General features: G+C 58.2%; 22 protein-coding genes, 4 tRNA genes and 1 pseudogene. 4 read left to right on the top strand and 23 right to left on the bottom strand.

The window, feature by feature from the left end; all coding sequences use genetic code 11:
• Nucleotides 1–27 precede the first annotated feature (27 nt).
• From gspM to uvrY, 20 genes are all read right to left on the bottom strand, one after another.
• Nucleotides 28–546 carry a type II secretion system protein GspM gene (gene gspM / locus ADG881_RS01695; protein ID WP_007150511.1) on the bottom strand — a complete coding sequence of 173 codons (519 nt, stop codon included), beginning with the start codon at nt 544–546 and terminating at the stop codon, nt 28–30.
• Complete coding sequence (gspL, locus tag ADG881_RS01690; protein WP_007150935.1) at nt 543–1682, bottom strand: type II secretion system protein GspL; 1140 nt, start codon at nt 1680–1682, stop codon at nt 543–545. Before gspL ends, gspM begins: the two co-directional genes overlap by 4 nt.
• Before the next feature lie 118 nt (nt 1683–1800).
• A complete protein-coding gene (gene gspK / locus ADG881_RS01685; protein WP_198004981.1) occupies nt 1801–2862 on the bottom strand; it encodes a type II secretion system minor pseudopilin GspK in 1062 nt (353 codons plus the stop codon).
• On the bottom strand, nt 2853–3512 hold the full coding sequence (gene gspJ, locus ADG881_RS01680; protein WP_007148524.1) for a type II secretion system minor pseudopilin GspJ: 660 nt from the start codon (nt 3510–3512) through the stop codon (nt 2853–2855). Before gspJ ends, gspK begins: the two co-directional genes overlap by 10 nt.
• A complete protein-coding gene (gspI, locus tag ADG881_RS01675; protein WP_007148932.1) occupies nt 3509–3889 on the bottom strand; it encodes a type II secretion system minor pseudopilin GspI in 381 nt (126 codons plus the stop codon). Before gspI ends, gspJ begins: the two co-directional genes overlap by 4 nt.
• A complete protein-coding gene (gene gspH, locus ADG881_RS01670) occupies nt 3886–4614 on the bottom strand; it encodes a type II secretion system minor pseudopilin GspH (protein ID WP_007148805.1) in 729 nt (242 codons plus the stop codon). Before gspH ends, gspI begins: the two co-directional genes overlap by 4 nt.
• Before the next feature lies 1 nt (nt 4615).
• Nucleotides 4616–5041 carry a type II secretion system major pseudopilin GspG gene (gene gspG / locus ADG881_RS01665; RefSeq protein ID WP_007149656.1) on the bottom strand — a complete coding sequence of 142 codons (426 nt, stop codon included), beginning with the start codon at nt 5039–5041 and terminating at the stop codon, nt 4616–4618.
• A 9-nt stretch (nt 5042–5050) separates the two neighbouring features.
• Nucleotides 5051–6268, bottom strand: a complete 1218-nt coding sequence (gspF, locus tag ADG881_RS01660; protein ID WP_007148325.1) for a type II secretion system inner membrane protein GspF — start codon at nt 6266–6268, stop codon at nt 5051–5053.
• 15 nt (nt 6269–6283) lie between these two features.
• Nucleotides 6284–7786 carry a type II secretion system ATPase GspE gene (gene gspE, locus ADG881_RS01655; RefSeq protein ID WP_007150248.1) on the bottom strand — a complete coding sequence of 501 codons (1503 nt, stop codon included), beginning with the start codon at nt 7784–7786 and terminating at the stop codon, nt 6284–6286.
• Between the two features lie 3 nt (nt 7787–7789).
• The gene (locus ADG881_RS01650; protein ID WP_007149262.1) at nt 7790–8926 is read right to left on the bottom strand and encodes a response regulator; all 1137 of its coding nucleotides are present in this window, start codon (nt 8924–8926) and stop codon (nt 7790–7792) included.
• Nucleotides 8927–8933: 7 nt separating this feature from the next.
• On the bottom strand, nt 8934–9479 hold the full coding sequence (locus tag ADG881_RS01645; RefSeq protein ID WP_007149002.1) for a chemotaxis protein CheB: 546 nt from the start codon (nt 9477–9479) through the stop codon (nt 8934–8936).
• A gap of 32 nt (nt 9480–9511) precedes the next feature.
• Complete coding sequence (locus ADG881_RS01640) at nt 9512–9994, bottom strand: two-component system response regulator (RefSeq protein WP_007149919.1); 483 nt, start codon at nt 9992–9994, stop codon at nt 9512–9514.
• A 13-nt stretch (nt 9995–10007) separates the two neighbouring features.
• Nucleotides 10008–10871, bottom strand: coding sequence for a protein-glutamate O-methyltransferase CheR (locus tag ADG881_RS01635; protein WP_007151311.1), 864 nt, complete (start codon nt 10869–10871; stop codon nt 10008–10010).
• A 60-nt stretch (nt 10872–10931) separates the two neighbouring features.
• A complete protein-coding gene (locus ADG881_RS01630; protein WP_007150685.1) occupies nt 10932–14606 on the bottom strand; it encodes a response regulator in 3675 nt (1224 codons plus the stop codon).
• A 321-nt stretch (nt 14607–14927) separates the two neighbouring features.
• A tRNA-Leu gene (locus ADG881_RS01625) sits at nt 14928–15014 on the bottom strand.
• A gap of 133 nt (nt 15015–15147) precedes the next feature.
• Nucleotides 15148–15221, bottom strand: a tRNA-Cys gene (locus ADG881_RS01620).
• Nucleotides 15222–15275: 54 nt separating this feature from the next.
• A tRNA-Gly gene (locus ADG881_RS01615) sits at nt 15276–15351 on the bottom strand.
• Between the two features lie 95 nt (nt 15352–15446).
• On the bottom strand, nt 15447–16052 hold the full coding sequence (gene pgsA, locus ADG881_RS01610) for a CDP-diacylglycerol--glycerol-3-phosphate 3-phosphatidyltransferase (RefSeq protein WP_007149445.1): 606 nt from the start codon (nt 16050–16052) through the stop codon (nt 15447–15449).
• Nucleotides 16053–16145: 93 nt separating this feature from the next.
• The gene (uvrC, locus tag ADG881_RS01605; RefSeq protein ID WP_007150067.1) at nt 16146–17978 is read right to left on the bottom strand and encodes an excinuclease ABC subunit UvrC; all 1833 of its coding nucleotides are present in this window, start codon (nt 17976–17978) and stop codon (nt 16146–16148) included.
• A gap of 69 nt (nt 17979–18047) precedes the next feature.
• Nucleotides 18048–18701, bottom strand: coding sequence for a UvrY/SirA/GacA family response regulator transcription factor (gene uvrY / locus ADG881_RS01600; RefSeq protein ID WP_007149235.1), 654 nt, complete (start codon nt 18699–18701; stop codon nt 18048–18050).
• Between the two features lie 282 nt (nt 18702–18983).
• On the opposite strand from uvrY, the gene ADG881_RS01595 reads away from it, so the two are divergent.
• From ADG881_RS01595 to ADG881_RS01585, 3 genes are read left to right on the top strand one after another with little or no spacing between them, the layout of a single operon-like run.
• A complete protein-coding gene (locus ADG881_RS01595; protein ID WP_007149430.1) occupies nt 18984–20657 on the top strand; it encodes a carbon starvation protein A in 1674 nt (557 codons plus the stop codon).
• Nucleotides 20657–20923: a cory-CC-star protein gene (locus ADG881_RS01590; protein ID WP_039925920.1), complete on the top strand. Its 267-nt coding sequence runs from the start codon at nt 20657–20659 to the stop codon at nt 20921–20923. The genes ADG881_RS01595 and ADG881_RS01590 overlap by 1 nt, the downstream gene beginning before the upstream one ends.
• Nucleotides 20923–21966, top strand: a complete 1044-nt coding sequence (locus ADG881_RS01585; RefSeq protein ID WP_007151486.1) for an ArsA family ATPase — start codon at nt 20923–20925, stop codon at nt 21964–21966. Before ADG881_RS01590 ends, ADG881_RS01585 begins: the two co-directional genes overlap by 1 nt.
• Before the next feature lie 101 nt (nt 21967–22067).
• Here ADG881_RS01585 and ADG881_RS01580 read toward each other — a convergent pair.
• Together ADG881_RS01580 and ADG881_RS01575 are read right to left on the bottom strand one after the other, a co-directional pair.
• A tRNA-Ser gene (locus ADG881_RS01580) sits at nt 22068–22155 on the bottom strand.
• 103 nt (nt 22156–22258) lie between these two features.
• Nucleotides 22259–22942, bottom strand: coding sequence for a hypothetical protein (locus ADG881_RS01575; RefSeq protein ID WP_007150614.1), 684 nt, complete (start codon nt 22940–22942; stop codon nt 22259–22261).
• Nucleotides 22943–23165: 223 nt separating this feature from the next.
• Here ADG881_RS01575 and ADG881_RS01570 point away from each other — a divergent pair, with 223 nt between their 5' ends.
• Entirely contained in the window at nt 23166–23849 is a 684-nt protein-coding gene (locus ADG881_RS01570) for a Bax inhibitor-1/YccA family protein (protein WP_039925918.1), read from the top strand.
• Nucleotides 23850–23867: 18 nt separating this feature from the next.
• Here ADG881_RS01570 and ADG881_RS01565 read toward each other — a convergent pair.
• Nucleotides 23868–24620: pseudogene (locus ADG881_RS01565) on the bottom strand (BREX-1 system adenine-specific DNA-methyltransferase PglX); the annotation flags it as partial.

Genomic DNA, 24620 nt, shown 5'->3' with positions numbered 1-24620 from the left:
TGATTGTTTATTCTTGTGTGGCGACGGCTATTTTTGCAGCGTCGCCCGCACCGTGGCAGTACCCGGTTTTTCACCCGGCGTCATTTCCAGATTGGTCAACTGCACGCCCTCTTGCTGGAGAGATTGCAGCCAGAGCACCGTTTGCGAGGCCACCTGATTTTCCATCTGGATTCGCACCGCGCGATTGCCGTCGGGGGAAAACCCTTTCAAGGTCAGGCCAAACTGGTCAGCGCTGCGGCTCACATTACCGGTCCAGTTGCCCGTTGGCCGCGCGGCGGAGGTATCCCCACGCCGGGCGGCAATAACAGCGCCGCGGTTATCCTGGATCCACTGCAGTGTTTGTTGATTGGAGACAAAGCGCTTCTTCGCCTGATCCCGCGCGGCCACCGAAGGCGCCCAAATCAACCAGTACAGCACGACCAGAAACGCCACCGCTGCCAATACCTGAAGAATACGTTGTTCACGGGGCTCTCGGCTTTGGTACCAGTTAACCGCCTGATCGCGCCGGTGTGCTGCCAGCTTTTTCAATTCTGCCGTATTACTCATCCTGGCTGCTCCACCTTGATGCGGGCGCTGACACCCTGGGCCCCATTGCGATAGTTGGCGATCGAGGCCCTTGCCCCTTGCTGTTTCAACGCATTTTGAAGCTGTTCCAGCTGGGCGTAGTCCTTGGCCCCCACGTCCAGCAACAACGTATTGTCACGCTGGTCATACTGCAGCCGTTTGGGTTCAACCTTGATCTCTTTCAACACTTGCGCCACCGGCCCCAGAAGCGGGAAGAAGCGAGCCTGCCCGCCCTCGCTGCCGCCTCCAAGGCGGGCAAGGCGCCCCTGGAACTGACGGCTCAGAGCCGTGGTGGCCTTGTCACCGGGGAAGAGCTGTTCGTAAAGGCTTTTGGCATCGGCAAAGGCCGCTTCCGACGCCTGGTCATAGCGCCACTGCTGGACCCAGATTGCCACCAGCGCCAGCACAAACACTGACGCAGCCAGAATGCTGACGGGCTTCCAGGGCGTAAATGCCGTGTTGGGCCCTTTTTTCTGTTTCGGTGCATACGGACCGGTCAGCAGCTCCTGCCCCTCCCCACTCCGCAAGGCGTCCAGAAATGCCGGGGTGCCGGATAAAACGGTGGCGCCGGCAAGGCTCTCGCCAAATAACGCCTGCATGCCGTCACGCTGGTCGGCATCCACTACCAGACAACGGTCACGATCGGCCATCAATAACGCCTGCCCACCATCCAGCTCGGCAATCAGTGGCGCCTGGCCCTGTAGCCGCTCGGCATCCACCTGAAGCGAGCCGAGCACAGCTCCCTGTTCCGCCGCCCACTGCTTAAGCTGCACAATCAACTCACGGGCGATGGCGGTCACTTCATAGTCGTCCCCTGTTCCTTTGCGGGAGACAAACCAGAGCGACTCCGGGCTGTCCAGCATCTGCTCTTCGAGCAGATACGGCAGCACGCGCTGCAAATGGCGCGCCTGTTTGCGGGTCAGGGAAACATGGGTCAACCGGGCAAAGGCCACGCTGATAATGACATGGAGGGTCTGCCCGGCACACTGTTCCAGCGCATCGCGCAGGCTAACGGCTTGCACATCCTCAGTTGTGCTGCGCTGCAACAGCACCGGAATCTCAAGATCCGGGTCTGTTCCCCCTGCACCGCTTAAATAAATCAGTGGAGCATCTGCCACGCTGCTGTGTCCTTTCGTTGTTATCTGCGTTGTTATCTCTGCATGTGCCGCCGGGCCAGTGTACCAAGGCGGGCATCATTCCACAGTGTCGTAACGGCCCATTGCATCTGCCGGGCCTCTACTGGGTATTGTAGAAGGGATTGCAGGCCGGTTCGAGCGGGGTCAGCAGCGGGCTTACCTGCCGGCTGAAGACATCGGTAGACGCATCATTACCGCTACGCCGGCGCAAACGACTCACCAATCGGCTTAATTGACCGTCTACTTCCACGTCCACCATTACCTGGAAATACTCACTGCTTACCCCCAGAAGGTCGCTAACTGCCTGCTTTTCATCGGCGTCCAGAGCGCTCAAAGCGGCAAGCTGCATCAGATCGCTCACTGCTGTAATCGGCTCTTCTTCACGGGCTTTGACAATCGCCTCTGCCACGCCGGTACCTGCTACCCCGCCCAGTACCGCATCCAGCACCTGGGGCGGCGCCGTATTCACATTCAATGTAGTCCCCAGCGGTAGCGCGGTAAACAGCCCCCAGACCATGCTGTCCTCGGGCTGATTGGCCACCTGGAAGCTGAGCAAGGCACGCATTTCCGATTCATGGGCCGCCGGCATGTTGGGAGTCCGGCGGTTACGGTAATCCGCGTCTTCGGCCCCCTCGACGCCGTCCACAATATTGTTGGAATCCAGCCAGTCCGCCATTTCGTTGGCCAGCCGTGACGCGTCTGTTTCCTGAGGGAAAGTCAGCTCGATGAGCCGGGCAAGCCGGTCAATCGCCTCCGGATCGCGAACAAAGGTATCGCCTTGAGCGGTAATCAACCAATTCAGGTTAAAACGACCCTGCAGATCCTGAACGCTGGCGCTGAGCATGGCGTCTTCATAGGGAGTGGGCGGTAATTGCACTGCCCACTGCTCTTCCACGCAGTCATCAACCAGCGCGTTATTGTTCTGGTCATCCTGCAGGTCATCCACCAACCCCTGCTGCGCAACCACTTCTGCCGCCATGGCATATTGGTAACGTTTGTCCCATTGCAGCAGGTTGTCCGCACGGGTAAGAAAGCGGTCCTGGCGAAACAGCACCTCCACGGTAATGGTGGTCAACAGGGCCAGTAGCAGCAGCACAATCACCAGCGCCATTCCCCGCTGCCGGTGCGCACGATTATTACGCTTGCGCCGTATCAGCTCCATGGGTTCACCACGGTCCGGTAGAAGCGGTGCACGATGTCACCGTTTTCCAGTTCAATCTCCAGCTCAATACTCTTTGGCAGGCGCTGCTGCCACACGGGAACGGCGGCCATGGCCACATCCGGCCATAACTCCAGCCACTGCCATTCCCCCTGGGGCGTCAAATCCAGATAGCGGACGGTAAAACGCTCCACGCGATCTATCAACACGTCTTCCTGATACTCAGTAGCGACGTTGGTGTCGAGCACCGGCCAGTAACGACGGAATAAAGTGCCATCTTCCAGGGTATAGACCACCCGCTGCATCTCACTGCGTTTACGAAGCCCAAAGGGGTTGGACCAGCCCAGGCGGGTGAATTCCACATAATTATCACGGCCCAGAATGGCCGGCTGCGGGTCGCCGTAGGGGTCACGAACCGGGCGATTGATCAGTTGCTCGAAATCCAGGGTAAGGAATGTGACAGCCCGCTGGGTGCGCTCCATTTCATCGGCACTGTCTTTTAGCTGTTCACGACCCTGCAAGGCGCTGCCGAGAAAACTGGCGACCCACACATAGATAAACGCAAAGATGGCGATGGTGATGACCATCTCCAGCAGGGTAAAGCCCCGCTGCGCCAGGCGCCTGGAAGAAAACGGATGGAGAGCTTTCATCATCCGGACGCCGGTTTGCCGATCAGGCTCGCCAGGTGATACGCCATTTGCCCCTCGTCATCGTCCTGCATCATGCCCACCTCGATATCCACACGCCGGGTATCCGGGTAAGGGCCCTCGCTGACACGGGTATTGATCCACCATTCACGTCCGTTGCGGGTCACCGTGGAATCCGATTCGCCAGTGGAGGGCCACTGTTGATACACCTGCATTTCTACCAGCTTGTCGGAGGCCACCAGAAAGCCCAGATGGGTTTCATTGATATTGGTATAGGCGCGCGCGGTGGAGCCCATGGTCTGACCAAGCACCACCATAACCAGCGCCAGAATGGAGACAGCAATCAGCACTTCCACCAGAGTAAAGCCACCCTGCCGCTTCATTCCTGCACGTCCTCGATCATTCTTGAACGCCGCTCCAGCCACTCCTGTTTGTCCTGCTGGTCGTCATTGTCCTGCTCGCGGTCCGGATCGGTAATCTGCCCGAGAGCCGAAATTTGCCAGCGCTGCACCTGCTCCAGATCGTCCTGGCTCTGCATGGCGAGGGTCACAGGAGACACTTCACCGCTGGGGAAAAAGAAAATCTGCGGAAACGCCTTTTCGTCCTCTCCCTCTCCCCCTACCTCGGACTCGCTGTTGCTGCCCTGCTGGCGCGCCTCTTCCTCGTCACCCTCGCCCACTGTGTCTTCACCCAAATCCAGCGAGGTGTCTTTCTTGACCAGGGTCTCGGCAACCTGACTGAGGCTCGCCTGTTCTTCATCAGCCAGTTCGTCCAGCTGCCACACCAACTCCAGGGACGGCGGGATCTGGCGAGGCTTGAGGGCGGTATCTTCGATAGGCAGAAAATCGGCAGCGGCGATGTCGTATGCCAGGGGCTCCCAGCCATCATGACGCAGACGCAGCGCCAGCAGTTGCCCCGAGAACAGGCTGCGCTCGTTGAGCAGGGCCAGAGTATCCTTCAACCGGGCGGATTCTTGTTCCAGCTGCCGGTCGTCAGAAGTCCAGTTGCCCTGGCTAATCACCACGGCGCTGAGCAGTGCAATCAGCCCCACCACCACCATGATTTCCAGCAGGGTGAAGCCGGACTGCAGCGTGCGGGGCAAGCGCATCTTACTGAACGTCGCGCCAATTGATGTCCGCGTCGGAGCCTTCACCGCCCTCAACACCATCGGCGCCCATGGACAGCAGATCGAACGGCCCTTCAACCCCGGGGCTGATGTAAACGTAATCGTTGTTCCAGGCATCCAGGGGGACTTTCGGCAGGTAGCCGCCATCAGGCCATTTGCGGGCTGAATTAGGGCGCTCCACCAGGCCGTTGAGGCCTTCTTCACTGGTGGGGTAACTACCATTGTTGAACTTGTAGAGGTCCAGCTGCTGGACGATCTTGCCCATATTGGCTTTGGTCAGATCCACCTTGGCGGCTTCACCCTGCCCGATTACGTTGGGCACAATCACCGCAGCCAACAGACCAATAATGGCCACCACCACCATAATTTCCAGCAGGGTAAACCCCGACATGGCACGCTTTGCTTTCATTCCTTCACCTTAACCGGCTAGTAAGTTATTCATTTGCATGATCGGTAACATGACCGACAGGACGATCATTACAACCACCCCCGCCATCACCAGCAACATGATTGGGCCGAGCAGCCCCACCATGGTATTGATCGTGCTACTCAGTTCCCGTTCCTGATAATCCGCTGCCCGGGTCAACATATTGTCCAGTTCACCGCTGGTCTCACCGCTGGCAATCATCTGCACCAGCATGGGCGGAAAGTAACCGCTGGCATCCAGAGCCCGGCTGAGACTGCCGCCCTCGCGTACCTTGGCGGCGGCATTTTTCACCGCGTTGCGGACCGCCAGGTTGCCTACGACCTGGGCGGCAATAAACAGGGCATCCACCAGCGGCACACCGGAGCGGCCGAGAATGCCCAGGGTGCTGGCCAGCCTGGCACTGTCGCCAGCGCGCAGCATGGTGCCCACCAGCGGCATATTCACTAACCGCTGATGCACCCGCAAGCGGAAACGCGGGTCACGCATGGCGCGCATGAAGACCACCACAGCCACCACGATCAACAGCACCACCAACCAGCCCCAGCCACGGGCAAAATCACTCATGGCCATGACAATACGTGTGAGCAACGGCAACGCCTGGTCTCGCCCTTCGAACACGGCCACCAACTTGGGCACCACGAAGGTCATCATCAGCATGATAACGATGGAAGCAAACACCATGATGAAGGCGGGGTAAATCATCGCCTGGGCCACGGAACGCCCGGTGTCGTGCCGGGTTTCCAGGTAATCGGCGAGCTGTTCCAGTACCTGTTCCAAGTGACCGCTCTGCTCACCGGCGGCCACCGTGGCGCGGTACATTTCCGGAAAAGCCCGGGGAAAGGATTCGAAGCTGCGTGCCAGGCTGTACCCCTCGCGGACCTTGGCACGTACCGCGAGCATGATGCGCTCAATGCGGTCATTGGCGGCCTGCTTGGAAACCGCAGACAGGGCCTGCTCCACAGGCAGGCCGGATTTCAACAACGTGGCCAGCTGGCGGGTAATCAGCGCCTGTTCGGCGCCATTGATCTTGCCGGAGCCGGCAAAACGGCCCATTCCCTGGCTGTTGGTATCGCTGGCTTCGTTAACCTCCAGCGGGACCCAGCCCTTGTCACGGAGTTGCTGGCGAACCTGGCGGGCACTGTCTGCTTCCAGAGTGCCTTTGTTGATTTTGCCCCTGTGATCCAGGGATCGGTATTCGAATGCTGGCATGCGACTGCTGTCCCGTCAGTCCTCGCGGGTCACCCGCAGGACCTCTTCTACACTGGTATGTCCGTCGAGCACTTTGCGCCAGCCATCCTCACGAATGCCACTGGTCAGTGTCCGGGCATGGCGGTTGAGTTCCAGCTCGCCGGCGCGGTCGTGGATCAACTGGCGCAGGGTGTCATCCACCAGCACCAGTTCGTAAATCCCGGTACGGCCCCGGTATCCCTGATTATTACAGGCTTCACAGCCATTAGGGTGATACAGCGTACAACTTTCATTGGCCGGCAGGCCCAGCATTTCCAACTCGCTGGCACTGGCCTGGTACGGGGTTTTGCAATCATCACAGAGGACTCGCACCAGCCGCTGGGCCAACGAGCCCAGCAGGGAGCTGGAGAGCAGAAACGGCTCAATCCCCATATCCTGCAAACGAGTGACCGCCCCCACCGCCGTATTGGTGTGCAGGGTAGACAGCACAAGGTGGCCGGTGAGAGAGGCCTGCACCGCAATTTCAGCGGTTTCCAGATCCCGGATCTCACCCACCATGACCACATCGGGATCCTGGCGCAGAATGGCACGCAGGCCGCGGGCAAAGGTCATATCGACCTTGGTGTTGACCTGGGTCTGACCGATCCCTTCCAGCTGATACTCAATGGGGTCTTCCACCGTCAGGATATTGCGGGAGCTGTCGTTGAGTTCGGTCAGCGAGGCATAAAGCGTGGTGGTTTTACCGGAGCCGGTCGGGCCGGTGACCAGAATAATACCGTGGGGTTTGTGGATCAGATCGCGCATGTGGGCATCACAGGTTTCCCCCATGCCCAGGTGGGACACCTGCAGGCGCCCGGCCTGCTTGTCCAGCAGCCGCAGCACCACCCGCTCGCCGTTACTGGCGGGCATCGTGGACACCCGTACATCCACGTCCCGGCCGCCAATGCGCAAGGAAATCCGGCCATCCTGGGGAATCCGCTTTTCAGCGATGTCCATTCGCGCCATCACCTTGATCCGCGAGACCAGCAACGGTGCCAACTCCCGTTTCGGGGTCAGCACTTCACGGAGCACACCATCCACCCGCATGCGCACTACCAGGCGGCGCTCGAAGGTTTCCACATGGATATCCGAGGCATCTTCGCGAATGGCTTCCTGCAGCAAGGCATTGATCAACCGGATAATGGGCGCGTCGTCTTCCTGCTCCAGCAAATCCGAGGTTTCCGGCAGGGAGTCCGCCAGGCTGGCCAGGTCGAGCCCTTCCAGATCATCCGCCGCTTCCGCCGCCGCGCCGCGCTGCTGCTCATAGGTGATCGCCATGGCTGCGGTGAAGGCGGTATCGTCCATGGGCACCAGCCGCGGCAGGCGCCCGATGTGGCGCTGCACTTCCCCCAGGGCGGCCACGGAAACATCCTGCCGGTGGCACAGCTCTTTGTGACCATCACGCTCGCGCAACAGGACACCATAGCGCCGCGCGAAGCCGTAAGGCAGCAGCGACGGAGGAAGTTCCATATTTTCCGGCGTCTCCAGATGCTCAGTCATAGCTCAGTATTTTTCCATTAGGTTCTCGACCACATCGCGGGTGACCGCATTCAGCGTCAGGAACTGAAAGCCCACTTGGTACTCGCCGGGGGCATCCAGGGTTTCAGCCCAGACCACCCGGGCATCGAAACTGACCGTATTGACCCCGGCTATCTGGTCCGGCAATACCATACCCAGCTGCAATTCTTCGCCATGGGGCAGTTCCCGACGGGAAAACAGCTTGAAGCCATCCACGCTCAGGTTCATCAAGCGCCCCACGTTACCACCGGTGCTGCGATCAAACACTACCATCTCGCGGAACAGTTTCTTGCGGGGGTTGCGGCGATGATCGCGGGCGCTGTCCTTGACGCCGTTTTCGTCATCGGCGGGACGCAGCACCACCACCACGCCCGTAACGTTGCCAGCGTCATCGGTAATAGCGTTGGCACGCACCGCCAAGGCCAACAGTCCGTCTTCGTCCGCTGTGTACAGGCTGTGTTCGTTTTTCCAGCTTTCACTCTGCAGACAGGCCTCCCGCAGTGGGGAGTCATCCCAGCCCCAGCGCTGCTTACCGGTATCATCATTGAACAACAGGTCCGCCATATCCCTGCCTACCAGGGCATCGCGGCTCTGTCGCAACAGGGCGCAGGCGGCCTCATTGCAGAAGGTGACCCTGCCCTCGGCATTGGCCCCGATCAGGGCCTCGCCCAAGGCATGCAGCAAGCGCTCGTTTTCGTCCTTGAGCCGCTTCATCTGCACCACCGCCTGCTGTAGCTTGCGGCGCTGGCGATCGAGTTCCAGGAAAACGCTGACCTTGGCTTCGAGTATTTTCTGGTCAATGGGCTTGAACAGATAGTCCACCGCGCCACATTCGTAGCCCTTGAAGACATACTTCTGTTCTTTGGAAATCGCCGTAACGAAAATAATCGGAATATGGCGGGTTTTCTTGTTCTTGCGCATGAGTTCGGCCACTTCGAACCCATCCATCTCCGGCATCTGCACATCCAGCAGTACCAGCGCGAAATCGTGCTTCAGGGCGAGGGACAAGGCCTCGTTACCGGACTGGGCCATAACCAGATTTCGGCCGTCAGCATCCAGAATCGCTTCCAGCGCGATCAGGTTTTCCCTGTGATCATCCACAACCAAAATATTTTGTTTCATAGGCTTACTACCCTGCAACCTGTTCCGCCAAAAAGGGCCCGATTGCCTCAAGATCGAGTACCCTGGAAATCGCACCTGTTGTTATTGCCGCTTCGGGCATTGCGGGTGCTTCCGAGCTCACCGGTGACTGGGCGATGGTGTATCCGCCTCTACGGTGTATATATTCCATGCCTGCGGCGCCGTCTTCATTGGCCCCCGTGAGGATCACTCCCAACAAGTGGCGGCCATAAACCGCGCCGGCAGAGTAAAACAGTTCATCTATTGCTGGCCGGGAAAAGAGTACAGGCCTTCCTGTAGAGAAAGCCAGTGTCTGGTCCTCTTCCACCAACATATGGTAGCCCGGTGGCGCCACATAAACATGCCCCCCGAGGATGGGCTCCTTGTCTTCCGGGGCAACCACCGGCAGTGCGCAATACCGGGCCAACAGCCACGGCATGCGATTATCCGCGCTGGCATGCTGGTGTTGAACCAGCATGATTGGCAACGGAAAATTCTCGGGAAGCGCTGACAGGATGCGCGTATAGGCATTCAGCCCGCCCCACGACGCGCCCATTACGATTGCCCTGACTGCTCCCTTGCGAGTGCTCACGATGAGTGGCCGCTGCCCTCCTCGCCTCGGGTCTTGCCAGCTTCATAGGCAGCACGGTGTGCCTGTGCTTCTTTGAGCTTGGCCTGGAGTTCACGGCGCTGCTTGTCCAGCCCCAGGAAAAAATCCACCTTGCTCGTGAGGATCAACGGATCCAGGGGCTTGAACAGATAATCCACGGCCCCGGCCTGATACCCTTTAAAAACGTACTTCTTTTCCTTGCTAATCGCCGTCACGAAGATAATGGGGATGGTCTGAGTGTCCTTGCGCTGACGCATCAGCTCGGCCACTTCAAAGCCGTCCATGCCCGGCATCTGCACGTCCAGCAGCACCAGGGAAATATCTTCCTTAAGCAGAATTTTCAGCGCCTCCTGCCCGGAGTGCGCTTTCAGGAGGGTGCGGCCCTCCCCTTCGAGGACAGCCTCAAGCGACACCAGGTTGGCCGGCTGATCATCCACCAATAGCAGTTTCTGCTCAATCATCGGTTGTCTCTAGTCATGCGTGGTGTGGAAACTGCCGCTTGCGAAAGATTCGCAACGACTTGTTGATAACATCGAACGTGTCTTCCTGGCCGCTGAACCGCAGGCTTTCCTTGGTTCCCAGGCACAGGTAGCCGCCCATATCCAGGCTCTCGCTGAAAAGCCTGATCACTCTTTCCTGCAAAGGCCGATCAAAGTAGATCAATACATTGCGGCACAGGATAACGTGCATTTCCCCAAAGACCTGATCCGTTGCCAGGTCGTGATCGGCAAAAACGATATTGCGTTTCAGCCGCTGTTCCATGATCACGCTGTCATAACGTGCGGTGAAATAATCAGACAGGGAGTGCTTGCCACCGGCACGTCGGTAATTATCACCATACTGTTTGACCGCCTCGATGGAGTAAATGCCCTTCTTGGCTGACGCCAACACATTCTTGTCGATGTCGGTGGCGTAGATCATGGCCCGGTCGTAGAGCCCCTCCTCTTCCAGCAAAATCGCCATGGAATAGATCTCTTCGCCGGTAGAGCAACCCGCATGCCAGATCTTGATAAACGGAAACGTCTTGAGAACCGGTACCACGTCTTCGCGGAAGGCGCGGTAAAAATCCGGGTCCCGGTACATTTCCGTCACATTTACGGTCAGGTCGTTAAGCAGCGTGACGAAGAAGGGCCGGTCGCGCAGAACCTTGTCGGTCATTTCCATGATCGATGCAAAACCTGACATGGTCAGGCGATGCATGATTCGACGACGCATGGAAGCGCGGCTATAGGACCGGAAGTCGTAGCCGTACATCTGGTAGATCGCCTCAAGCAACAGGCGAATTTCGATGTCCTCGACACTGACTTCGTCATCGTCGATCGGGTATGTTTCAGCCATAACGCTATTCCGCCACGGTTCTCGTCTTTATAAAGTGACTGCGGGCACGTTTTGCGCCCACTACTTGTGCAGCCAGACCCGTAGCAACGAGGTAAGCTTTGCCATATCGATGGGCTTGGAGCAGTAATCATTGGCCCCGGCTTCGATGCACTTGGCGCGGTCGTCCTTCATCGCCTTGGCGGTCAGCGCCAACATCGGCAGCTTGCTGAAACGAGCCTGTTCACGAATCCGCCCCATGGCTTCATAGCCATCCATTTCCGGCATCATGATATCCATCAGCACAATGTCGATGGACGGATTATCATCCAGCGATTCCAGCGCCTCGCGGCCATTGTTGGCAATACTGATGGCAAAGCCCAACTCTTCCAGTTGCGCAGACAATGCATAGATATTCCGCATGTCGTCGTCCACCAGCAGCAATTGCTTGCCTTCGAAAATATCATCGCGGTGCTCGATGGATTCCGCAGTCGGGCGACGATTGGCCGGCAAGGTGGATTCCAGCCAGTGCAGGAACAGGGACGCTTCATTGAGCAGCCGCTCGTGAGAGCGCTCCGTCTTGAGGATGATGCGGTCCGCATACTTGCGCAGTTTCGCTTCTTCTTCGCGGGTCATGTCCTTGCCGGTATAGACCACCACGGGAACACTGTCGTAGTCGTCGCTGGCATGGAGTTTCTCCAGCAGCTCGAAACCGCTCATGTCCGGCAACGTCAAATCCAGGATCATGCAGTCGAACACGGTATTCTGCAGGGCATCCAGGGCTTGCTGACCACTGGTGGCCGCTGTGATTTCCACCCCTTTCTGGTCAAACAGTTCACGGATGCTTTCGTGCTGGATTTCACTGTCTTCCACCACCAGAAGGCGGCGCACATTGGTTTCAATCGCCCCTTCAATCTTGGCGAACGCAGAGAGAATGTCGTCCTGATTGGCCGGCTTGGTCATGAAGTCCAGCGCACCCAGTTCCAGCGCCTTCTTGCGCTCATCACGCCCGGACAGGAAGTGCACCGGGATGTCCTTGGTACGCGGGTCCGCCTTGAGCTTTTCCATGACTTCCCAGCCGTCGATACCCGGCAAACCGATATCCAGAATAATCGCGCTGGGGCGGTAATGGCTGGCGTATTCCAGGCCATCCTCGCCATCGTGGCAGATATGCCCTTCCAGGCCGTAATCCGATGCCAGTTCCACCAGTACCCGGGCAAATTCTTCATCGTCTTCGACGATCAGCACGGTTTTCTCACGGACCACGAAGTCGTCGTTGCCGGTATCCAGCGGGGTCATCGAGGCAGTGTGGGCTTCCGCATTGCTGCCGATACCTTCATCGGCGTGGCCGGCAGCGGCATTATTGATTTCCAGCGCATCGGCACTGCCCACGGGCAGGTAGAGCATAAAGGTAGCCCCCTGCCCTTCACCGTCGCTGTGCAGACCAATTTCCCCGCCCAGCAACCGTGCCAGTTCGCGGGAAATGGTCAGCCCCAGGCCGGTACCGCCGTATTTGCGACTGGTCGTACCGTCCGCTTGCTGGAAGGCCTCGAAAATCAGCTTTTGTTTTTCATCCGCGATCCCGGTACCGGTATCGATCACCGCAAATTTCAACGTCTGCCCCGGCACCAGATGGCGTGAAGGCAGGGTTTCACTAACGTCCGGCTGTGTAATGCTCAACGTCACCGAGCCTTGCTCGGTGAATTTCAGTGCATTGGAAAGCAGGTTCTTGATGATCTGCTCAAGGCGCTGGCGGTCCGTATAGAAGTGTTCAGGCAACGTATCGCCAAGCTCGACCTTGAAATCCAGGTTGCGGCTTTCGGCCACGTGGGCAAAGTTGCGCCGGAAATGTTCGATGATTTCCGGCGGCGACAAGTCGTCGATAATGACATCCATCTTGCCTTCCTCGATCTTGGAAATATCCAGGATGTCATTGATCAGGCTAAGCAGGTCTGCCCCGGCAGAATGGATAACCTGGGCGTGCTCGACCTGTTTCTCTTCCAGATTGCCGCGCTTGTTCTGCCCCAGGGCGTTGGACAGAATCAGAATCGAGTTAAGCGGTGTGCGCAACTCGTGGCTCATGGTGGACAGGAATTCGGATTTATAGCGCGAAGACATCTCCAGCTCGCGAATTTTGTCTTCCAGCTCATGGCGTAACAGCTCGAGCTCGTCATTCTTCTGAGCCATTTCTGACTTCTGCTCGGTGAGCATGCGCGCCTGGGCCTCGAGCTCTTCATTGGTAACGCGCAGCTCTTCCTGTTGGGCCTGCAGGCTTTCTTCAGATGCCCGCAACGCCTGGGTCTGTGATTCCAGCTCTTCGTTGATGGCTTTCAGTTCTTCCTGCTGTTGTTGCAGGCGGGATTCAGACGCAGACAGCTCCATGGCCTGCTCTTCCAGGTCCTCATTGGCCTGGGCCATTTCCGTTTTTTGCCGTTCCAGAGCATCCGCCTGGGACTGCGTCTGCTCCAGCATCAGGGCCAGGCGGAAACGGCTTTGTGCACTGTGCAACGACACGGAAACGACCGCCACGCACTGCTCCATAAAGGCCAAATCGTCATTGCTGAAGTCACGGAATGCACCGATTTCCAGCACCCCTTTCACTTCGTCTTCATGAACAATGGGCATCACCATGACATTGCGTGGCTGGCCGGCACCGGTGCCGGAAGCAATGCTGATGTAATCATCCGGCACTTGCTCCAGCAGAATGCTCTTGCGCTCCAGGGCGCACTGCCCCACCAGGGATTCCCCCAGACGAAATTCATTGGCCAGATGCTTGCGCCGCTGCATGGCATAGGAGCTGCTCAGGCTGAGCAGCTCGGTGTCAGGGTCATAGCTGTAAAATGCGCCCACCTGCGCCTCAACCACCGGCACCAGGAAACTCAGCATGTTGTTACCGAGCTGTTCGAATCCCATCTCCCCGCGCATGCGGTTATTCAGTTCGGCCAGATGGTTCTTCACCGTTTCCTGGCGCCGGTCTTCCGTATGCCGAGCCACCAGCGCATCACGCATTTTACGAATAGCATGCAACAAGTGACCGGTTTCATCCCGGCCACCCTTTTCAATGCGGGTATCCCATTTGCCATTGGCAATGTTATCCGCGGCATCAACGGCGCCTTCCAGAGGCAGCGTAATGGCCCGGGTAACACGCAAAGCAATCAGCGCCAGCAAGGTAAAGGCCACCAACCCCAGGAACAGCCCGATTTTCTGGGTGCCCAGGTTATCCGAACGGCTTTTGTTCAGGGTTTCGCGAAACGCTTCGTAGCGCTGCTGCTCGAACGCCTTCTGATTGCCCTCGTAGGTGTCCTGCAGCTCTCGTACGTGTGCAATGCGCTGGTACAGATCATCCGAGGTGCCGTTATTGGTGATCAGGTTACGGGCCAGCGCAGTGGCCTCATTGATATAGGCGGTAAAATTGCGGCGCAATTCTTCCACGCCAGCGGAAAGCGTTGGGTCGGTCCGGCGGATGTCTGCCAACCGTTGCTCAAACGCCGAGGCTCTGGACTGCGCCTCTTCAAGCAGATCCGGATCAGCCTGGGTAATCGCCGCGATATAAGACTCGCTGATGGCGATAAAATCCACATTGTTGGCATTGATCAATTCCAGAACCGGAAAGTCCTGACTTTCAATCCGCTTGAGATGATCAATATTGGTTTCGGCGATGTAAAAGCTGTAGGCCGCGTAGACCACAAACAGCACGATCCCCAGCCCGGCTACAGACAAAATCTTCAGCCGCACGGACAGGTTCTGGAACCAGTTCATTCAGATAGCCCTCATGCCTTTTCCGGCTTGTTGTTATCCAGGCCCCTTTGCAGGGCTAAGACTAAAGTGTGAGGCTACCAGAAACTGACAGAAAGCGGCAATAAATCACATGAATACCGCAGGCTAGAAAGTTGATTTTTCAGGGATAAAACAGGCCAAATCGATAAACCAAGCGCAATAAAATGCAATAGCAGGAGCACAAAGCTTATTGCGGTCAGGCACTTAACAGGCTGCTGAAAAACCGGGCTATCCGACGGACCAGCACAACGGACTCACAGGCGACAATACCAGCATGGTGCAAAGAGGAGAGAAAGAGGAAGTTGGTGCGGGTAGCCGGACTTGAACCGGCATGACCTAATGGTCGACAGATTTTAAGTCTGTTGTGTCTACCAATTTCACCATACCCGCAGGAAGATCATCGTGCGCGTTAAGCGTGAAATAAAAACAGGGACAGGTTAAGCGACTGTTTCTATTTATCTTTCTGTTGAAATGACGACATCGAGCTGTGCCTGTCACTTCATCGCCCGTGTGGGTCGGTAATTGGAGGCGCGGGTCGGAATCGAACCGGCGTTAACGGAGTTGCAGTCCGCTGCATGACCACTCTGCCACCGCGCCATTTAACTGTTTTACCAAGAAAAAACCTCGGCATAACCGAGGCTTTCAAAATCTTGGAGCGGGAAACGAGATTCGAACTCGCGACCCCAACCTTGGCAAGGTTGTGCTCTACCAGCTGAGCTATTCCCGCTTTTTCCACAGCGGAGACACTGCTCCGTTGCGGGAAAGAATTCTACTCATCACCCCCCGGGTGTCAACCCGGCACCGGGTGTTTTTTCTGACTTTTCAGGACTTTGACTGACTTTTGAGCAATTGCGGTGCTGCAGCGCGAAGATACGAGCCCATGGACCACAAAGTGAATGCCGTGGCCAGATACAGCAAGCCATAGCTGAGCCACAGCCAGGGATTCATGATGATGTCGCCGTCCGCAGTAAAGTCCGGTTTTTGCGCCAACAGCAAGGTAATCGCCGTCATCTGGGTCACTGTCTTGATCTTGCCCAGCTGGCTGACCGCCACTTTTGCCCGCTCACCGAGCTCCGCCATCCACTCACGCAGTGCCGATACCGTAATTTCCCGGGACACAATCACCATGGCCGGCACCGCCAACCAGGCGGTGGCATGAACCTGCACCAACATCACCAGGGCCACACCCACTATCAGCTTGTCTGCCACCGGGTCCAGAAAGGCACCAAAAGGGCTGGTCTGATTGAGCTTGCGCGCCAGATAACCGTCCAGCCAGTCTGTAAGCCCCGCCGCCAGAAACAACAGGGCCGCGCAGACATCACTCCACTGAAACGGCAGGTAGAACACCAGCACCAGCACGGGAATTGCCAGCACCCGAATCAGGGTGAGGATATTCGGCAAATTCAGGATGGGGTGCACTTTCTGCATAGGGAGGAACTACCGGCCATGAAAATAAGCCACCAGTATAGCGGAAAGCCGGCTATGACTCATTTCCGATTTTCAGATTAAAAACTGAACACGCTATTGATGAAACCAGTCGTACAATGTCTGCGCCATCTGGGCATTGATTCCCGGCACCCGGGCCAGCTCGCTGGCGGATGCATTGCGCATCTGCTTAAGGCCGCCAAAGTGGGTCAGCAATGCCTTTCGGCGTTTGGGGCCGATACCGGGAATTTCATCCAACGTGGATTGCTTGCGTGCCTTGCCACGGCGGGCACGGTGACCGGTCAGGGCAAACCGGTGCGCTTCATCGCGAACCTGCTGCAAAAGATGCAGTGCGGAATCCGCCGGGCCGGGGACCATTTCTTTCCCGCAGGGAAGATAGAGCGCTTCGAACCCGGGCCGTCGACTGGGACCCTTGCCGATCCCCATTACCCGCACCCGGGCTTGCAGGTCCAGCTCCTGAATAACCTTCCAGCCTCGCTGCATTTGCCCCTTGCCGCCGTCGATAAGGAGAAGATCCGGCAACCGGCCCTGTTCTTTCAGCACGCGCTGATAACGGCGCCGAATGGCTTCTTCCAGGGCCTCGTAATCGTCACCGCCCGCTGCCGGGTTCACATTGAAATGCCGATACTCCTGTTTGCGGGCGCCCTGCTGGTCAAACACCACGCAGGAAGCCACCGCTTTCTCGCCTTGCGTATGGCTGATGTCGAAACACTCAATGCGCCGTACCGGCTCGCTGCTTTCCAGTAATGTTTCCAAGGCCAGAAAGCGGGCCTCCATATGCTCGCGGGCAGCAAGCTCGGCCGCCATGGACTGCTGGGCATTGGTTTGTGCCATGGTGATCCAGGCGGCGCGATCACTGCGCACTCGCCAGGCCAACCGGACTTTCTTGCCCCACTGACTTTCCAGTGCCTGCTGCAGCGCATCGGCCCCGGGAATCTCCATGCTCAGCAAGATTTCCTGCGGTTTGACCGGATCTTCCCGGTCGCCCAGATAATATTGGGAAAGAAAGGCCTCGAGAATTTCGCTGCGGTCTTCCTCGCCCCGGGTATCCGGCCGAAAGGTGCGGTGGCCCAGAATGCGGCCATCACGAATCATCAGCACTTCGATCACGGCCAAGCCATGCCGGGTTTCAATGGCAACCACGTCCAGATCGCCCTGCCCGGTTTCCGCGTACTGCTTTTGTTGCACGGATTGAATGGCTGCCAACTGGTCCCGCAGGATCGCAGCTTTTTCGAACTCCAGCGCCACCGAGGCAGCCTCCATGTCGGCGCTCAGCTGTTCCACCACTTCCCGGCTGCGCCCATCCAGAAAGTCCGCCGCCATCTTCACCTGGCGCGCATAATCGGCTTCACTCACCAGCCCTACGCACGGGGCCGTACAACGATTGATCTGGTGCTGGAGACACGGGCGGGTACGGTTGCGGAAGTAGCTGTCACTGCAGTTGCGAACCCGGAACACTTTCTCGATCAGGGACAGGGCTTCCCGCACCGCACCGCCACTGGGGTACGGACCGAAGTACTGGCTGCCAGCCCGGCGTGTACCGCGATGAAAGGTGACGCGGGGAAAACGGTCGGCGCTGGTGATACGGATATACGGGTAGGATTTGTCGTCGCGCAGAAGAATGTTGTAAGGGGGTTTCAACTCCTTGATCAGCGACTGCTCCAGCAGCAGCGCTTCCGCCTCACTGCCGGTCACCGTTGTCTGGATATCACGAATTCGCCCGACCAGTGCCCGGGTTTTCGCACTGGATACATTCTTCTGGAAGTAGCTGTTCAGGCGGGCCTGAAGGTTGCGCGCCTTGCCCACATACAAAACACCCCCGTCCCCGTCCAGCATGCGATAAACGCCGGGTTTGCGAGCACAGTGGGCAAGGAAGTGTTTGGCGTCGAAATCTGGCAAGGGGAACATCTCAAAACAGGTTAAACAGAAAGTGTATCAGTCCTGCCCTGATGATTTCCCCCTGCAGCGAACCGGCAATCAGGAAGCCGTGTTTTCTACCGCATCGAGCATGCCGTGACGCACGGCCAGTAACGCCATTTCCACATCGCTGGTCACACCCAGCTTGTCGAAAATACGGTACCGGTAGGTATTCACGGTTTTCGGCGACAGGCAAAGCTTGTCTGCCACATCCTGCACCTTGTGACAGTTCACGATCATCATCATGATTTGCAGTTCGCGCTCGGAGAGCATATCCAGCAACGAACCTTCATCACCGGTATAGGGCTTGAGCGCCATGGCCTGGGCGATTTCCGGGCTGATATAGCGCTGCCCGGTGGCGACCACCTTGATGGCGCGCACCATTTCTTCCAGATCGGCCCCCTTGGTCATGTAACCGGCAGCACCGGCTTTCATCAGGCGGGACGGAAACGGCTCTTCCTCGCACATGGTCACCGCGATAACGCGAACCCCCTCGTCAACGCGCAACAATTTACGGGTGGCTTCAAGGCCACCAATTCCCGGCATCTTCAGGTCCATCAGCACCACTTCAGGTGCCAGCTCCCTGGCCATTTGCACGGCCAACTCGCCTGAATTCGCCTCGCCGACAACGCGCAGGCCCTCCACTTCGCCCAGCATGCGAGCAATGCCGGTACGGACCAGATCATGGTCGTCCACTACCAATACTTTGATCATTACTGCGTCCCCCGGGTAGTTCCTTTACCCGTTAATGTTCTGTTTTTCTGTTGGTTTGTAGGCACAAGAATACCGCTTGTCCACAGGCATGCATAGGGCGCCGTTAACAAAGGATGGCACACTGTGCACGCCCCAGGCTGCCCATTACGCTTGCGCTATTAGCCTTTAGTCGCGTTGACCGGTCAGTCAAAAAAGCGAACCATATAGACACCATCGCCAGTATTCAGCTGGCCGCTGATCGACGCTGCTAACGACATAGTCAACAATGACAAAAGGCAACCCATGAGCGCAATCATTTTGCTCCTGCTGGGGCTGGGTGGCATGGCCGCCGGCTACTTCGTCTACTCCCGTTTTATTGCATCGCGCATCTACAAGCTGGACCCGAATTTCCGCACCCCTGCCCACGAGTATGAAGACGGCGTGGATTTCGTGCCCACCAACCGGTATGTGCTGTGGGGCCACCATTTCACCTCCGTGGCGGGTGCGGCACCGATTGTCGGCCCGGCCATTGCCGTTATCTGGGGCTGGCTACCCGCCTTTCTCTGGGTGGTCTTCGGCACCATCTTCTTTGCCGGTGTGCACGACAGTGGCGCCCTGTGGGCCAGTGTCCGCAACCGGGCGAAATCTGTCGGCGCGCTCACCGGCGAGGTGGTCGGCCTCCGTGCACGCACCGTCTTCATGATTGTTATCTTTCTGGTGTTATTGATGGTGAACGCGGTATTTGGCGTCGTGATCGCCAAACTGCTCATTAATAACCCTGGCGCGGTCGTCCCGGTGTGGGGCGCCATTGCTGTGGCACTGGTGATTGGCCAGCTCATCTATCGCCGGGTAATTGGCCTTGGCCTGGTATCTGTACTGGGTGTGGCGGCGCTGTACAGCCTGATTTACGTGGGCCCCATGGTTCCCGTGACCCTGCCCGATCAGGTCATGGGGCTTTCTGCAAACGCCAGCTGGATACTGATGCTGTTTGCGTATGCTGCGGTGGCCTCACTGCTTCCCGTCTGGATGCTCTTGCAGCCCCGCGACTACATCAACGGCCTGCAATTGTTCGTCGGGCTGATCCTGCTTTACGGTGCTGTCCTGCTGGGCAACCCCCAGGTTGTCGCGCCGATGATCAACAGTGACGTTCCTGCCGGCACGCCTTCCTTGTTGCCGCTTCTGTTTGTCACCATCGCTTGCGGCGCCATCTCCGGCTTCCATGGTTTGGTCGCCTCCGGCACCAGCTCCAAGCAGCTGGACAAGGAAACCGACTCCCGCTTCGTGGGCTATTTCGGTGCTGTGGGCGAAGGCGCGCTGGCACTGGCTGCCATCATTGCCGCCACCGCTGGTTTTGCCTCCCTGGCAGACTGGCAGGCGGTATACACGGCCTTTGGTCAAGGCAGCCTGACCGCCTTTGTGGATGGTGGCGCCAATATTCTTGCCAATGGCATGGGCATGGATGTGGGCGTTGCCGCCACCCTGCTCACCGTGATGGCGGCCCTGTTTGCCGGCACTACCATGGACACCGGCCTGCGCCTGCAGCGTTATATCTTCCAGGAATGGGGCGAAATCTATCAGCAAAAATGGATGACCCGCCCCCTGCCCGCCACACTTCTGGCGGTGCTTAGCTGCCTGTTACTGGCGTTTGGTGCAGGCGGTGCCGACGGCTCCGGCGGCCTGCTTATCTGGCCGTTGTTCGGCACCACCAACCAATTGCTTGCCGGGCTGACTCTGCTGGTGATTACCATCATGCTGGTGAAACGGGGTCGCCCGGCCATTTATACCCTGGCGCCACTGGTTTTCCTGCTGGTGATGACCCTGTTTGCCCTGTTGATGCAGCTGAAAAGCTTCTATGAAAAACAGGACTGGTTCCTGCTCGGGCTCGACCTTGTTGTCTTGGTGGCGGCCCTGCTGGTTACGCTGGAGTGCACCGCCGCCCTCAAGCGCGCCTTCAAGGCACCACCGGAGCCTCTGTAATGGCAACGCCGACACAGTGGCTCAAACGCATCAGCGATCTCGGGGCGCAGTATTACAATGCGCCCTATCGAGCCGCCATTGCCCGCGCCAAACGGGATGAAGAGGACCTGTTCATGCTGCTGGTATTCTCGGAAATGATGGGTGTTCCCAACCCGGCAGCCTGGAGCACACTGGAATTGCAGCCCCTGCTAATGGAGCGCTTTCATGAGTGGCACACCCGCATGGGTATGGAGCGCTCCCCCCTTGATCACTTTCGCTGCTGCTGATGGCTGACACCGACACCACCGCACAGCCTGTGCTTGATCTGGATGCCCTGCTCGCCTCCCGCACCCTGCTTATGGTGGGTGGCAAAGGAGGCGTGGGCAAAACCACCACCGCCTCGGCCCTGGCCATCCGCGCTGCCGACCAGGGTCGCAAGGTGCTGCTGGTCTCCACCGATCCGGCCCACAGCCTGGCGGACGCCTTTAACCGCCCCATCGGCAATTCGCCCACTTGTCTGGCACCCGGACTGACCGCCCTGGAGCTGGACCCGGATGACGAAGTCGAGGCCTACCTGGACCGGGTCAGCGCCCAGATGCGCCGCTTTGCCACTCCAGATCAATTCCGCGAGCTGGACAAGCAGTTACGCCTCAGCCGTCAGTCCCCCGGTGCACAGGAAGCCGCGTTGCTGGAGCGCATCTCGCGGTTAATCGATGTCGACAGCCGCGACTACGACCTGTTGATCTTCGACACCGCGCCCACCGGCCACACCCTGCGGCTGCTAAGTCTGCCGGAAGTCATGGCCGCCTGGACCCAGGGCCTGCTGCGTCACAGCGACAAGGCCCGCAAATTGGGCCAGGTACTCGGCCACCTGACACCGGACAAGAGCGTGGACAGTCCCCTGCAAGACCCCACCGACCACGCCACCGCAGGCCTGGACTCACGCAGCCAGGAAGTGGCCGATACACTGATCGCCCGTCAGCGATTGTTCCACCGCGCCCGCCGCCAGCTGTCCGACCCTGTGCAAACCGCTTTTGTCTTTGTGCTGACCCCTGAACGGCTGCCTATTCTCGAGACGCAACGCGCCGTTGCCTCCCTGACAGAAAATGGCATCCCGGTAGCGGGAGCCGTGGTTAACCGGGTACTGCCGGATGCCGCAGACAGCGCGTTTTTCGCAGCCCGCCATGCACGCCAGCAACGGCACATGGAAGAACTGGCACACGCTTTGGGCGCGCTGCCTCGCAAGGACTTGCCACTGCAGGAAGATGACATTCAGGGACTGGAGGCGATCCGGGCATTTGCAGGATTGCTCGGCAATGGGGATCACTGAGCTTCAGCCACAAGCGTATTGCTTGCGTGTTACGTGAACCGTGTCGCGACTGCAGAGCGGCACAAAAAAAGCCCGCACTCATCGAGTGCGGGCTTTTTATTTGGCGGAGGGGGTGGGATTTGAACCCACGGACGGTCTCCCGTCGCCGGTTTTCAAGACCGGTGCATTCGGCCACTCTGCCACCCCTCCAAGGTGGCAGCAATAATACATGAGCAATAAGGCCAGTCAACGTCGAAGCCACAATACCGCGCACGACTGGTTGAGTTTTGATCGCTGAGCGGACCCGTTCAGCTCAATCGGAATAACGGCGGAAGATGCGCTGCTTGGCGCGCTCGTATTGCGCCTGGTTGATAGCCCCTTCCTGCATCAGCCGGCGGTGCTCTGCCACTTCTGCCGCCAAACGTTCTTTCCTGTCGGGCAAAAGGGCCCAGGCTCGCTCTCCCCGTAGCTGCAGCGCGCCAACCACCTTTGCGAAACGCTTTCTGTCTCCACGCTGATCAAACAGGTCGAACATCACCACCCGCCCGTTACGGGTATAGAACAGCAGGCGTCGGGAGGAGCCCCGCAGGCAAATGCCGAGCCCCAGCAAGGACACTCCCAGCGCTGCCAGCGCGGCAACGGTCTGCCCCACGGCGAACAGGAGCCCGGCAACAATGAGCGCCAGCAGGGCAACACTCAGGGACCGCCAGGCAATTTCACGATAAGCACTCGGCGAGCCCGCCAGAAACGCCAGATTGATAATGCGCGTTTCTTCACGCCGCCCCCGCTGCTCCGTCCATTCAAGATAGCGGCCATTGAACAGGACGATCCGGCGATGTCGACCCAACAGCCGGTTTTTCTGCTCGAAAACCAGCTCGTGGCGGCGCGATGCCAGGTCCGGCACCTGAAGCAAATCGTTGTACAACGAATGCCGATTCTGTACCGCTGCCAGCTCGATCTGCTCACTTTCAGTGGCAGCCAGCGATAATGCGCTCATAAGGCCCCCTCAGCTCAGACTCAGGCATTTTCAGTACGAAAATAGTATTACGCACTGGCCTTGCCATCCCGAGATAAGGGTCACAAAAGTGCACATCCGTCGTCGCCGTCGATCCGTGGCGGCTAACCAGGCACTTTCTCATGGCGAAAAGCCGGTTTAACGCTTGATTTTGGCCCCCTCGCCCTTATGATCACAGCAACAATTGGCAAGGATGAGTGATATCATGAATAACCCGACCAACCCCTACTCCGCCCCCCACCAGCACGGCGTTGCCGTTTCCGGGGAGCGCGCGGCCCAGGTACTGAAAAACACCTATATGCTGCTGGGGCTGTCACTCGTTGTGGCAACCGGCGCGTCCTGGTTTGCCATGGCCAGCAACATCGGTTTCGTTAACGTCTGGCTGACCCTTGGTGTTTACATTGGTCTGCTGTTCGCCACCAACGCGCTGCGCAACAGCGCCTGGGGCATTCTGGCCGTCTTCGGCCTGACCGGCTGGCTGGGTTTCACCACCGGCCCGATCATTAACATGTACGCCCAGATCCCCGGCGGCATGGAGATCGTAACCACCGCTCTGGCTGGCACTGCCGGTATTTTCGTGGCCATGTCGGCCATTGCCCTGGTGACCCGCAAAGACTTCAGCTTCCTCACCAACTTCATCATGATCGGTATTCTGGTGGCGTTCGGGGCGAGCATCGCCAACATCTTCTTCGCCATCCCGGCTCTGAGCCTGGCGGTATCTGCTGCCTTTGTGCTGCTGTCTTCCCTGCTGATCATGTGGCAGACCAGCGCCATCATCCACGGCGGTGAAACCAACTACATCATGGCGACCGTGACCCTGTTCGTTTCCATCTACAACCTGTTCATGTCCCTGTTGCACCTGCTGACTGCTCTCAGCGGCAACGATTAATGCGTTTCTCGCTACTGGTCAACGCGCGTAGTTGGCCTTCACCCCATCATCGAGATCCAATGTAATGCGCTGGTCGGCGTAGTGGCGGAGGTTTTCGTCGAAGCGGCGGAGTTCGTGGAGTTGTTTGATGAGCTTGTCTTTTTGCTTCTGAAAGCGTTTTTGTTCGGCGCTGGAGGTGGAGGCCTGGATGTCCTGATCCAGGTTGTCGATGCGGGCCTGCATGCGGGACTGGAGAGGCACGACGTATTCCATGCGCATGCGCGACAGCGTACCGGCGTTGTAGCGGTGCAGGTAGACAAGGGCTTCGAAGGCTTTGTGTTTGCCGGAGCTGAACAGCCAGTAGATGGGCCGTTTTTTGTAAGTTTGCAGGTGGTCTTTGTAGAAGTCGCGGCTTAAGTAGCGGCGGATGGTGTCGTCAGCGGATTCGCTGGCTTTGCTGCCGAGGGATTCGGCGAGCCAGGCCATATTTTCAGCTTCAGTGTCTTCGCCCCAGACGACGCGGACGAATTCGCGGATGCGGTTGGCACCGTCGTCGTCGAACCAGGCTTCATCGGTGATCGGAACGATGCCGTCGCCGTCGGCCGGGAAGGTTTCATAGCAGCTAGGGTCGAAGCCTTCGTTGCCGGCATGGGCGTAGATCACGCCGGGGGTGTCGAGGCTGTAGCGACCCATCATGCAGCCGATGGCGTATGAAGCTAGCTCTTCGGAGACCAACTTCCTATGTTCTTCCGCGCCGCTTGATCGATTCTTCCCTTTCCCGCGATAGGCCAA

Origin of the sequence: Alcanivorax sp. DG881, assembly GCF_000155615.1 — a bacterium.
Classification (GTDB): domain Bacteria; phylum Pseudomonadota; class Gammaproteobacteria; order Pseudomonadales; family Alcanivoracaceae; genus Alcanivorax.
Note: the sequence above shows the minus strand (reverse complement) of the source record. Positions and strands in the feature narration are given on the sequence as shown.